The organism is Pseudidiomarina sp. (assembly GCF_048268165.1).
Lineage (GTDB): Bacteria > Pseudomonadota > Gammaproteobacteria > Enterobacterales > Alteromonadaceae > Pseudidiomarina.
Genome location: NZ_JBLWWA010000017.1, coordinates 1 through 12,006, shown reverse-complemented (window position 1 = coordinate 12,006; position 12,006 = coordinate 1). Strand labels below are relative to the sequence as shown.

Here is a 12,006-nt window from a genome sequence, read left to right as displayed (position 1 = left end):
GACCATTCAACCGTCTGAACGTGGCGAACTTGAAATCGTCACGCTTTTGGAGACCTACCTCGCGGACGGCACGCTCTCGGTTGAACGCATGGGCCGTGGCTATGCCTGGCTCGACACCGGCACCCACGGCTCCCTTTTGGATGCGGGCAACTTTGTGCGCACATTGTCCAAACGCCAAGGGATGCAATCTGGTTGTCCCGAAGAGATCGCCTATGAACAAGGTTGGATCAGTGACACCACAATGCGCGAACACGCTGAGACGTTCAAAAAGACCGAATATGGCAAATATCTCGCCGGTCTGTTGAAAGGCTAATACGACAGAAACGTGAGAAACTGTCCGCTTGATCGCTTTGAGACGAGTGAGTTTAACATGACGCAGGGAAAAAAAGTCTATGCCGGTTTTTAAGATCAACGACGAGTTCGTGTATTTCGCCCATGTCCCAAAGTGCGGCGGAAAATCTGTTGAAAGTTACATTCGGCGTCGTTTCGGCGACATCGCGTTTTTGGAACCCTTGTATCTGCAGCGTCCTCCCCATGCGCGGTGGTCCTGCACCTCGCCGCAGCATTTGGATTGGGAAAGCTTTACGCGTCTCTTTCCAGAAAACTGGATTACCGCCTCTTTTGGCATTGTTCGCCATCCTCTTGCGCGGGTGAAAAGCGCTTTTGATTATCAATTCAGCGTAGCCAAGACGTTGAATGAAAATGATAACATCACGGATTGGTTTGCCAGCTACGTGCAAAACTTTGACACTGAAATCTACAAATATGACCATCATTTGAGACCGCAATCGGACCTCCTTCCGCCGGGCGCTCAGATCTTTCATCTGGAACTCGGACTGGACGGGATCGTGAGCTATCTTGACGAATGCGCAGGAGACTCAAGTGGCCCGCGAACGATCTTTCACGAAAACAAACGCAGAAGCGGCAACGCACCCTCCGAACAGGCCTCTGAGGTGACGCCCCAACTTAAAGAGGCGGTGAGCGCGTTCTATGAAAAAGATTTCCAAACCTTTGGATATCACATTGATCGCAAAAAACCGGACGCAACAGCCCCTTACAAAGCGCCGGTTCAGGACACGGGGGTGTTTTCTCGCCGGACGTTGGAAGCCCTGTCTTTGAATCTCAAAAAGATCGGCAAGAAAGTTTTGAAATCCTAGATGCCCGCCCTTGGAAAGTAACGCGATGGAAGACAAGTCAGATGGCTCCGAAATTGACCCGCGTTTCGAGGCGCTCAAACAACTTGCGGAATCTGTGTATATCGTCCCTTCAGAGAAGGACAAAATGTCTCTTGTCCAAACACTGAAAGCCTGTGCAAAACCAACAACTTTGGCTTTTGTGAACGCACACGCTTTTAACCTCTGTTGGACATCGACGGACACGCGTCAGGCGTTTAAAGCTGCGGATATTGTCCTGAGAGATGGGAAAGGGCTCGAAATTCTTTTCCAAAAAGCAGGAAAAGATCCGGGCCTGAATATGAATGGCACAGATTTTATTCCGAATTTCCTGAATATCTGCCCAACCAAACGGCTGGCCGTTTACGGGACGAAAGAGCCGTGGTTATCCAAAGCCTGTGATCGGTTTAAAGAGGAGGGCAAAACAGTCGTTTCGCGCCTTGATGGGTTCCAGAGCCTGGAGGCATATATTGAAGATATTCGTAAGACGGAGCCGGAAATCATCTTGCTGGCACAGGGAATGCCGCGGCAGGAAATGCTCGCCGACAAAATCAAATTGGCCTTTCCCGATCAGCCCATACTGATCATTTGTGGCGGCGCGATTGTCGATTTTTTGGCAGATCGGTTCGAAAGAGCCCCGCTTTGGATGCAGAAACTCGGGCTTGAATGGGCGTACCGCCTTCTGAGAGAACCCAAACGACTGTTCCGCCGCTATGTGATCGGCAATATCACTTTTTTGCTGCGTGCCCAAAAACTCTCACGGGTCATGTCATCATGACACTCTACACAAGGACAGGACGGATATGACCGCCGACACGCATTCACAATTGCCCAGTTTCATCTGCGTCGGTGGGGCCAAATGTGGGACCACGTCGCTCTATGAATATTTGCGCTCCCATCCTGAGGTTTTCCTGACGGAACAAAAAGAGCTGCATTACTTTTCCTATCCGGATCTTGAAAAAAGGCCGGAAGGCCCTGGAATGCGCGCCGTTTTAAAGGGTCTTATCTCGACAGAGGACCAATACCGGGCGCAGTTTTCGTCAATGAAGCCTGGCGCAGTCGCGGGAGACATTTCGCCGTCCTATTTGAACGAAGAACATGCGCCTGAGCGGATCGAGGCACTGCTCGGCAAGGACGTGAAGATTATTATTTTGCTCAGAGACCCGGTTGAGCGTGTGATCTCTCAATACATGCACCTGCGCCGCGCCGCGCGTGAGGCGTTGCCGCTCAAAGACGCTTTGGCCGAAGAGCCCAATCGCATTGACAAGAACTGGGGCGACATGTGGCATTACCGCGCCTCTGCATATGCCGCGGATCGTGTGGAACGGTATATCAACCGGTTTGGCGCAGAGAATGTTCTCGTGGTGTTGTCTGATGATTTACGCACGCACCCAAAGGAAACCGTTCAGGACATATGTCGATTTATCGGTGTCAGCGCGGATTATCATTTCGATACGGGACAAGAGTTCAACCGCTCAGGTTTGCCCAAGTCACGCTTTGTGGCCCGGCTGGTCGATGCCAGCCCTCTTGCGAATATGGCGAAGGCCATTTTGCCGCGCAGGCTCGGGGCCATTATCAAACGCAAACTGCAAGAAATGAACACGGGGGAAAAAGAAGCGATCTCCGAAACCCTACGTGCGCAACTCAAACAAGACTATGCAAACGAAATTGTCCGCCTCGAAGAAATTCTTGGCCGCAAAACAGGATGGCAGTGATCTTTGGCCTTGCCCTAGAAAACGTTCAATCATGATATCAAAACATCTTTTCCAAAGTTTGATGGGCGTCGTTTCCAGCCTCATCGGTACAATCGTGATCTTTGTCATCGCAGGGCGAAGCCTTGGGGCGAGTGATTTTGGCCATTTCTCTGTCGCCTATGCGACTTGTTCGCTGTTCGGTATTCTTTTTGATTTCGGATATATGACCCGCCTGCTCAAAGAAACCCATGCGACAGGAAACGAAACGAGCATCGTTTTGGCGCGTGAAACTTTGATTGTGAAATCTGTTTTGTTTGCCCTGCTGAGCGTGTTGATCACAGTGTTTGCATGGGTGTCAGGACTGGATTTGGCGCTCATCTTGCGGCTCTGGATCGGCGTTTGCCTGATCTCGGTTGCCAACCTCTACGGCGCAACTTTGCGTGCGGCTGGGCGTCACCTATTGGATTCTCGCAACAATTTCTTGGCGAATATCTGTGGCGCCGGCTTCGCGATCTTTCTGTCTTTTACAGACGCCACTCAACATGAATTTGCCCTGGTCTTTATTGTGACGGGGAGTGTCCACCTGATCACAACCCTTTGGTCATGGCGGTCGATTGGAAACGTCACGCCGGGCCCCGTCACGCGCACAAGTCTGCGTCGCGAGGTCATGGCGAATATTCCCTACTCCATTGATGCCCTCGGTCAACGTAGCTTTTTCTTTCTCGACGTGATGATCCTGAGCCTTCTGACCACAAGCACCACCGTTGGTTTATACCAAGCCGCACAAAAATTGGCCCAAGGGGCAAATATCATGGCCCAGCCGATGAATAATGTGCTTTTGCCGCGCCTGTCACGCGCTGTGTCCGATAAAACCACGTTCAAGGAAAAGAGCCGATTGGCTGTTAATATCTATCTTGGCATCGCTGCGGGTGCGGGTTTGGCGATGTGGGCGCTCGGGCCCACCATGATCGAACTGCTGTATTCAGACGCGTTTTCCGAGGCTAAGCCGCTTATGTGGGTGTTTGCGATTTTAACCGTCACACGCTATTTGGCAGCGTCTCAAAACATCCAAATTACAGCCTTAGGGCTGCAAAAAACCCGATCTATCATTAACCTGTGCAGCCTCGGGATTTTTGTGATCGTTGCCTTCAGTCTTGGGTCGATCTGGGGCAGTAAAGGCGTCGTTCTTGCCTTTGTTGTCTCTTTCACGATAATTGCAGCTGCAGCCAATTGGGCGAAGAGAAAACACGTGTCGCTTGGTTGATGTGGCGTTGGCCGTGCATGCAATATTGACACTGCGTGGCGTTAAAGATTCTCAATTGTTTGAGAGAGAAGGTCCATAGATCATGCAAATCGCCCGCTGGTACTTTGTCGCGTTGCTCTGCATTCCGTTCTACATCGGTCCTTCTTTGGCAACCAATGCACAACTCAATGCTGAAAGACTGCTTGTTGTTCTTCTGGTTTTTGCGTTTTTTACCCGAGTGGTGAATTTACGGTTCGGGCATAGCTTTAAGGAGCTTTATTCCGCTCGCCCGCTCACGCTAATGGCGTTTATTTTCTATTTCTCTTGGCGTGGTCTGGCGGCCGCACTTTCGCCTCAGACCGTTTCGATGCTGTTGTTTATCAATGAATTTATGACTGAAGTTTTTATGGCTTTTGTCTTTTACGGCTTCTTTTTCGTCAAAGATTACACAGACCCGTTGATCAAAGTCCTCAAAGCCTCTGTTGTGTTTATTTTCGCAATCGTTTGCTTAGAAATCGTGTTGAAACAGAACCCCTTTAGCGCTTTCGCTCCTGCTGATGCAGGCAATGCCATTAAGGCTGCTGCAATTGAAAGGGCCGGTTTAATCCGCGCCAAGGGGACGTTTGAACACCCTTTGACTTTGGCCTATTTTGTTATTTCTGTATTGCCATTCTTTTTGTTCGGAGATCGCGCGCGAGGGTTTACGCATAGACGCCTTTTCGTTCTTGGCTTGGTGCTGATCGGAGTTGCGACCGGATCGCGCACCGCTCTGGGTATGATGTTTGTTGAGCTTGTGGTGTATGTCCTGATCTCAAAACCTGCGTTCGGGTTCAACGCGAAGCGGCTTGACGCAAGGCTCGTTCTTATCCCTGCCGTGCTGCTTCTTTTGCCTCTCATCATTATGCTGGCGGAACAGCGAGCTGGTGCAAGCCTGTTGCAATCCAATGCGCGTACGGCACAGCTTACCAATGGTTTGATCGCAATTTGGAATCAGCCATGGTTTGGGTACGGGCAAGGTCAGGGTCCGACCCAGGCGATTGAAACCGCTATGAAATATGGCGAAGGTTCAATTTACATGTGGGAAGAAAACTTCAACACAATCGACAATTGGTTCCTGTCTGTCGCGTTGTCGAGTGGTCTTCCGAGTTTAATAGCGTTCGTCGCCTACCTCTTCGCAGTGGTGGTCCCGCCAATCGTTTTGGTGACGTCTGCCAAAGTCCGCGTTCAGATGAGAGACAATACTCATTTAGGCCTCGTTTATGCTCTGATTTTGTCCTGTGCTGCGCAGATGGGCTTCATGGCAATTCTCTCGATCTTCACCCTTCACCCGCTCTATTTCATTTTTTCTTTTTGGTTGATCTCACTGCATATTCTTTATGCGCGGATGCGACAACGCGATCAGAAACCATTGCCTTTTTCAGTCCAAAAGCTGCAATAAATGCAGATATATAAAACCGCGCAACGGTAAGGTTGCGCGGTTTTATGGCCAACCCACGGTTTTCACATCACGGTTTCACATCGCGGCTTCATGGTGTCGGTTGATATGCTGTCGCAGTCGCGCCGAGTTCAACCTGCGCTGCCAGGGCGATGATATTTTCTCCCGCCGCATTGCTGTTTGGACCCAGACCCAGTTGAAAATTGGTCGCCCGTGGCGCGGTCACGCGAAACACGATCTCATAGGTGAGACCATCCTCTCGCAAGGTGTCGCTCACCAAAGCGATGCTTCCAGAGCTTGCCGGTAAGGACCCAGGCGCGCCAACAAGATTGTCGCTGGTGGTGGTCGTGTCGATATAGCGGGCCATGATCCGCATCGAGCCTGAAGTGCCCGTCCGAACAAACAGTCGCACAGAATAGATTTCACCTGCGAGAACAGGCAGTTCGACAATGGTGGAGCGGTGCCATTGGCTGCCACTTGAAGCAATCGCATACCCTGAAAACTGACCAAGCGCATTGAGGCCAAGTGGGCCAGACACTGTCGTGCCAACGACGGCCCATTGGCTTGCATCTTCAGAATATGGAACAAGATTTCGACGTTGATCCACGCTGGACAACGCAGTCACCAGCGCGGGGGAAAGGAGGGGGAGCGCCATGACCAGACCTCAATGTACGATTGCGTGAATGCCCGACGCCGTGGTGCCCGTCGCATACACGCGTGTTACGCCACAAAAGATCCAACCGTGATCCGGGACCGTCACGGTACAGTCATCACCGGATACGGATTTAAACTGAACGACCCCGCCGGATTCGACATACAGCGAGGTTCCGATTTTTTCGAGGTCCGTGCTGTCATGTGGTGACACAGGCAAATACCGACGGCCGGGTGCGCCAACGTGCAGGGTGCGGTCAAAGGGATTTGTCATGGAAGTGCTCCTTTTGATGAATTCAGGGCAAACTTACAGAAAAGGCCTTATTGAACCCTGATTAGGGCGTGCGCATGAACACGATTTTTGCAACAATTGGGCTTGAATCGACACGTGATGACCGATGTTGGTCACAGGGCACTCGAGAGGCTTTTGACAGATGCATGATGTAACGATCGCGGTGGTGACCTACAATTCTGAGCGCTTTGTGCGAGACTGTATTGGATCGCTTCTGGCGCATTCACCAAAGGATTTTTCAACGCAGATCGTTGTGGTCGATAATGCCTCTCAGGATAGAACGGTTGCCATCTTAAAAGAGGAATTCCCGTCGATCACCCTGATAGAATCGTCTGAAAATCTCGGGTTTGGACGCGGAAATAATTTGGCGATGGAGAATGCCCCTGCGCGATATTACTATCTTCACAATGCCGATGCGTATCTTCAGGGCGACAGCTTAAACGCAGCATTGCATATTTTGGAACATGAACAAGAGATTGGCATTGCGGGTCTGCCTCTCGTCTTTCCAGATCAAAGCCCGCAAACAGGGGCCTATGGGTTCACAACCCCGGCAAAGTGGCTGCTGCAAGGGCTTGGCGTTCGGCATTTTGCCAAATGGGTTGCGACCTCGGATCAAGCGAAATGGCTTCGTGCGCCGCTGTCCCGCATTTCGATGGCGCAGACCTATATCCGCACCCACAGTTCCGCCGCCGCTCCCCTTGAGCACAGTGTGGATGTCGATTGGGTCTGCGGTGCGTCTCTGATTTTGCGGGAGCAGGTGCGGCAGGATCTGAACGGGGGGTTTGACCCCGATATTTTCCTGTATGGAGAAGACGAAGACATGTGTATTCGTGCGCAACAATCAGGGTGGCGGGTTGCACAGGTTCCCGCAACGCCGGTCATTCACGAATTTGGGTGGGGAAGCAGTGGAAAATCTTCGCCGGTTGTTTCACGCCTCAAAGCGGACAGTCTCAAAGTTTTTATCAACAAGCACTTTAAAAATGGCAGCCCGAAATGGCTTGCAATGCGTGCCATGCTTTGGGTGCAAAAGAAAAGATGGGGCGTTTAAGGCGTCATATCCACCCAAAACACACTTAGTCCAAGGCGAGTCTGGGCTGTATGCGTGCATAAAGATCATCCGTGAGCTCACGGACATACGATGCCTCATCCTCCGTCAGAATCTTTTTCCAGTATTTCGTAACACTTTCCGCCGACCTGTTCTTGATATGAGCCTGCTCTGGAAGGGGTTCGCTCGTGTCTGTGCTTTGCGTCGCAGCCTCGGCGAGCTGAGGGGTGATCCCGGTGGCCTCTTTTAGGCGCTGTGCGACTTTCTCTGGTGCGCTTAGGTTGCCCTCAATGCCAATCAAAGCCAATGGAATTTGGCGGTCTATTTGATCAAGCAAATATCTATGCGTCAAAGCCCATAGGCGGGCCGCACTGGCACTTTCTTCGCGCACGTTCCCCTTGGGGGAAGGGAATGGCTCGGTTTCAAAACCGATTTGTCGCAATCTCTTCTGAAATGCACCGGTATCAAACGACCAGTTCATACGTTGAAAACTTGCCGCGCTTGCCAAAGGGTCGCGGACAGTGACCACAACAGGGACACCGCGTTCAGGCAGTCTTGGCGCAATGAATACGGCAAATGGATCTTTCCAGATGACCGTTTCTGCGCGGCGATCCAAAAGAGTACGCAGCATCGTTCTGCGCGTGCGATTGAAAAGGGGGTGGCGTGGACTGTGTTTGGGCGGATATTTTCCGAACAAAACCCCGTTGCGCAACCGTTTCACAAAGCGATCCAGACCCGCGTCATCCAAACCGTCTTCCCCAGGCAAAGTAAATTGATGTTTGATCGACAAATCGCCAACTTGTAGGTTCATAGGTTCATAAAGTTCGATGGACCGGGCGCCCAAAAGACGTTCCCCTATGACCGTTGTTCCTGAGCGAGGCATGCCTGTCACTAAAATGAGATTTCGGGCCATGCCAGCGTCATCCACCAATCATTTCGCTTTGAGGGTAAGCTATCGCAAGGCCCACAAAACACAAACCTTATATTGGGAAAACGGGCTGTAAACGTCCCGTTGCTTAAGTGTTGCCCTGATGACGCAAAATGAATTCAGGCTTGAAACAAGTCCGCCAGAAATCTCACAAAACTGCAAAGTCGTGTATGATCCCAAATCAAAGGTTCCGCTGCACTTTGGAGTTTGTTGACATGGATGGGGCATACATTAAATGAACTCATATATTGGGCTGTATAAAGCGCGCTTTGCGGCGTCTCTTTTTTTCGCTGTGCAATCGACCGCCGCTTTATCTCAGACACTTTATGACGATACCTCGGTGTCGGCCTTGGGCACTCCAGGATTTATCAACATGCCCTCTGGGCAAATGTTGCCGGATGGCGAACTGGCTCTCACGGCGAACGTATTTCGCGAGACACAATATCTTACGGGGTCTTTTCAGATCACTCCGTGGGCCCTTGGCACCTTTCGCTACAGCTATTTTGGCGACCTCAACGGCCCAATACGACAAGGCCGACTAGACCGAAGCTTTGATGTTGTGTTTCGCCTTGTCGAGGAAACCGACCGTCGGCCATCTCTCACAGTTGGCTTGCAGGACTTTGGCGGAACAGGCGTTCTGGCGTCCGAATATGTGGCCATGGCCAAAACTTTTGCGGATGGACGCCTTGTCGCATCCGGCGGCATTGGCTGGGGCCGTTTGGGGACGCGGAATGGGTTTGACAACCCGTTGAGTTTTCTCGGATCCCATTTTAGCAAAAAACGCGACGTCTCTATTGGAACGGTTGGTGAGGCCGGGAGTCTCTCTGCGGGCGACTGGTTCACAGGGGATGCCGCTCTGTTCGGCGCGCTCAGCTATAGACTGTCTGATCGTATTTCGGCTGCAATCGAGTATTCATCTGATGCCTATGTCGTTGAAACAGAGCGCACAAGTTTTGCGCAAAAGACGCCTCTGAACGTTTCGCTCAGCTACCATCTTAAAAATGGGACGGAAGCCTCTTTCTACTTACTTCACGGGGCCGAGATTGGCTTTAAGGTGAATGTGCCAATCACCCCGCAAAAGACCAAGTTTCCCAGTGGCATCGAAGAGGCCCCGCCGGCCCTTATGCCGCGTCAAACCCAAGCGGCGTTGTCATGGGACGCAAACAGTGTTCGCCAAAAAGACAGCGTGCTGTCCGTAGCCCTCAAAGATCAGGGCATCACGCTCGAAGGCATCACCGTCGAAGGCGGCACAGCCACGGTGCGCATTATCAATGGCCGCTATCCGGCAGAGGCGCAGGCGCTTGGCCGGACTGCGCGTGTTTTGGCGAACCAACTGCCGGCGGACATCACCACCTTCCGCCTGGAAGCCACGGCAAATGGGATCACAACCTCACGCACAACTGTGCGCCGTAGCGATCTCGAAGCCCTCGAATACGATCTGGATGGCAGCTGGCGCAGCTTTGCCCGCGCCGATTTTGAAGATGCCGCGCAAAGCGAAGCGGCCGCAATTACGGGTATTTACCCAAAATTCGATTGGCGGATCACCCCCTATCTCGATCCTTCCCTGTTTGATCCGGATAAGCCCGTGCGTGCGGACCTCGGCGTTCAGGTTGCCGCCTCTTTCACTCCGATGCGGGGTCTCGTCCTCTCTGGTGCAATGCGTCAGCCCGTCGCAGGCACCCTTGACGAAATCTCCCGGCCTTCTAATTCTGTCCTGCCACATGTTCGCACAGACAGTGGCGAATACGCCAAACAATCCGATCTCGAGATCAAATACCTGACGGCAGATTATTTCTTCCGCCCGGGCAAAAATCTCTATGGCCGCGTGACGGCCGGCTATCTTGAAACGATGTATGGGGGCGTCTCCGGCGAGCTGCTTTGGAAGCCCGTCAATGGTCCGCTCGCACTTGGCGCCGAACTCAACTACGTTAAAAAACGCGATTTCGACCAAATGTTTGGCTTTCAAGACTACGATGTCGTCACCGGTCACGCCTCTGCCTATTATGATTTTGGCGGCGGCTATCTGGGCCAAGTGGATGTCGGGCGGTATCTTGCTGGCGATTATGGTGCGACGTTCTCTTTGGATCGCGAATTCGACAACGGATTCCGTGTTGGCGCGTTCTTTACGCTCACCGATGTGTCCTTTGACGACTTTGGCGAAGGCTCGTTTGATAAAGGCATTCGCTTTTCCGTCCCTGTTGATTGGTTGACCGGGTCCGCGACCCAAGGCGGCTATGGAACAACCATTCGTCCTGTGGTCCGCGATGGGGGCGCGCGGCTTGATGTGGGCAACCGACTTTATGGAATGGTCAGAAACACGCACACAAGTGAGCTGGAAGACCGTTGGGGGAAATTCTGGAGATGACCTGTATGACTTTTCGCCCTCTTGCTGCCTGTCTCTTGATCGCGCTCGTCGCGGGGTTGAGCGCCTGTTCGTCGGATCCCGAAAAACAAAATATGCTGCAAAACTTCCTCAACAGGTCTGACGATGTTGAGCCAGATCCCACTTTCCTTGCGTATCAACAAGCTGGCGCCCCCGCCTATCTTGTATCGCTTGAAGCAAAAGACAAAGCCTACACGGTCTTTGTGCGCCAAACGGTGAATGACAAAGGGGAGGAAACCTGGATCTCTTTGGACCATCTGTCCCTTGGCATGAAAAACGGTATGATCATCGCATCGCGCGGCACTGGGGGCGACCAACTCGCGGGGGATCCCTCACAGACCCTTGAGGCCTTAAACGCTGGACGCAACGCAGTGACCGAACGCTTTGTCACCTTGCTCAATGGAGAGAGTCAGGCCGAAACTCTGGCCTTTCGCTGTCAGGTCGAGCGCCAAAGGCAGGTTGACGTCGATCTAGGCCCTTACACCGCCGATACGGACCTTTTCTCAGAGTCCTGCCGCAACGGTCAAATCGAGTTTCGCAACCTGTTTTGGGTCGAACGGAGCAGCCGTAAGATCGTCCAATCTCGTCAATGGATCAGTGAAACAGTCGGCACCCTTGCCTTGCGGAGCATCCCGCGCTGATCTCGCAGGCGGGGGCTTTACCCCTTGGCCACGCGCATTTTGACAAAGCCCAAAAACGCCTGCTCAGCCGAATGCAGCCGCGGGTGGCCGGAGGCCGCCCAATAGGCGCGCCAATCCGCCTCCAGCGCATAGACATCCCACCCCGGCGCAATATCGCGGGCGCGCTCAAACACGCTGCCTCTGAGCGGGCCAAGGGTGGGGCCATCCGCCTCCAAGACCCGTGCGCGTGAGGCAAAGCGAATAATATCGCCCTCTTCTTCGCTCATCTCATAGTCCGGCAATTGGTTGGCTGTGATCATGTCCCGGATCATTTTGCGAAACACCCGACGCGGGCTGGCCGATCCGGATTTCTTCAACAACGTCTCAACAGACACCCGCCAATACTCTTGCTTGCCACAATGCTTGCGGGCCAATTCATACACCCGCCGCTCCAACGGCTTTCTCAACCGAAAATAGTCCCGGCTCAGAGTGAGCACGGATTTCGACATCACCGCCCGAAACAACCATTCTGAGAGCGTCACC

Annotated in this window: 13 protein-coding genes; 9 read left to right on the top strand and 4 right to left on the bottom strand. The window is 52.6% G+C overall.

Annotation, left to right across the window (positions count from 1 at the left end; genetic code table 11):
* The 6 genes from ACN0UY_RS12145 to ACN0UY_RS12120 all read left to right on the top strand — a co-directional run.
* On the top strand, positions 1-313 hold a 313-nt coding region (locus tag ACN0UY_RS12145; protein WP_417667428.1), incomplete at its 5' end, for a sugar phosphate nucleotidyltransferase.
* A 79-nt stretch (positions 314-392) separates the two neighbouring features.
* A complete protein-coding gene (locus tag ACN0UY_RS12140; RefSeq protein ID WP_417268646.1) occupies positions 393-1,157 on the top strand; it encodes a sulfotransferase family 2 domain-containing protein in 765 nt (254 codons plus the stop codon).
* 25 nt (positions 1,158-1,182) lie between these two features.
* Positions 1,183-1,950, top strand: coding sequence for a WecB/TagA/CpsF family glycosyltransferase (locus ACN0UY_RS12135; protein ID WP_417268645.1), 768 nt, complete (start codon positions 1,183-1,185; stop codon positions 1,948-1,950).
* Between the two features lie 25 nt (positions 1,951-1,975).
* Positions 1,976-2,887: a sulfotransferase family protein gene (locus tag ACN0UY_RS12130; protein WP_417268644.1), complete on the top strand. Its 912-nt coding sequence runs from the start codon at positions 1,976-1,978 to the stop codon at positions 2,885-2,887.
* Complete coding sequence (locus ACN0UY_RS12125) at positions 2,829-4,130, top strand: lipopolysaccharide biosynthesis protein (protein WP_417268643.1); 1,302 nt, start codon at positions 2,829-2,831, stop codon at positions 4,128-4,130. Before ACN0UY_RS12130 ends, ACN0UY_RS12125 begins: the two co-directional genes overlap by 59 nt.
* Positions 4,131-4,212: 82 nt before the next feature.
* Positions 4,213-5,547, top strand: a complete 1,335-nt coding sequence (locus ACN0UY_RS12120) for an O-antigen ligase family protein (protein ID WP_417268642.1) — start codon at positions 4,213-4,215, stop codon at positions 5,545-5,547.
* A gap of 88 nt (positions 5,548-5,635) precedes the next feature.
* Here the strand turns inward: ACN0UY_RS12120 and ACN0UY_RS12115 are convergent, their stop codons facing one another.
* Both ACN0UY_RS12115 and ACN0UY_RS12110 read right to left on the bottom strand, forming a co-directional pair.
* Positions 5,636-6,199, bottom strand: coding sequence for a phage head spike fiber domain-containing protein (locus ACN0UY_RS12115; protein ID WP_417268641.1), 564 nt, complete (start codon positions 6,197-6,199; stop codon positions 5,636-5,638).
* Positions 6,200-6,208: 9 nt separating this feature from the next.
* On the bottom strand, positions 6,209-6,469 hold the full coding sequence (locus ACN0UY_RS12110) for a spike base protein, RCAP_Rcc01079 family (RefSeq protein WP_417268640.1): 261 nt from the start codon (positions 6,467-6,469) through the stop codon (positions 6,209-6,211).
* Positions 6,470-6,629: 160 nt separating this feature from the next.
* Between ACN0UY_RS12110 and ACN0UY_RS12105 the strand changes: the two genes are divergently transcribed.
* Complete coding sequence (locus tag ACN0UY_RS12105; RefSeq protein ID WP_417268639.1) at positions 6,630-7,535, top strand: glycosyltransferase family 2 protein; 906 nt, start codon at positions 6,630-6,632, stop codon at positions 7,533-7,535.
* 25 nt (positions 7,536-7,560) lie between these two features.
* Here the strand turns inward: ACN0UY_RS12105 and ACN0UY_RS12100 are convergent, their stop codons facing one another.
* Positions 7,561-8,445: a hypothetical protein gene (locus ACN0UY_RS12100; protein WP_417268638.1), complete on the bottom strand. Its 885-nt coding sequence runs from the start codon at positions 8,443-8,445 to the stop codon at positions 7,561-7,563.
* 250 nt (positions 8,446-8,695) lie between these two features.
* Between ACN0UY_RS12100 and ACN0UY_RS12095 the strand changes: the two genes are divergently transcribed.
* Together ACN0UY_RS12095 and ACN0UY_RS12090 are read left to right on the top strand one after the other, a co-directional pair.
* Positions 8,696-10,825: a YjbH domain-containing protein gene (locus tag ACN0UY_RS12095; RefSeq protein WP_417268637.1), complete on the top strand. Its 2,130-nt coding sequence runs from the start codon at positions 8,696-8,698 to the stop codon at positions 10,823-10,825.
* A 5-nt stretch (positions 10,826-10,830) separates the two neighbouring features.
* On the top strand, positions 10,831-11,484 hold the full coding sequence (locus ACN0UY_RS12090; RefSeq protein ID WP_417268636.1) for a YjbF family lipoprotein: 654 nt from the start codon (positions 10,831-10,833) through the stop codon (positions 11,482-11,484).
* A 17-nt stretch (positions 11,485-11,501) separates the two neighbouring features.
* Here ACN0UY_RS12090 and ACN0UY_RS12085 read toward each other — a convergent pair.
* Positions 11,502-12,006 (bottom strand): replication initiator protein A (locus ACN0UY_RS12085; protein WP_417667422.1); only part of this gene is annotated, 505 nt, incomplete at its 5' end.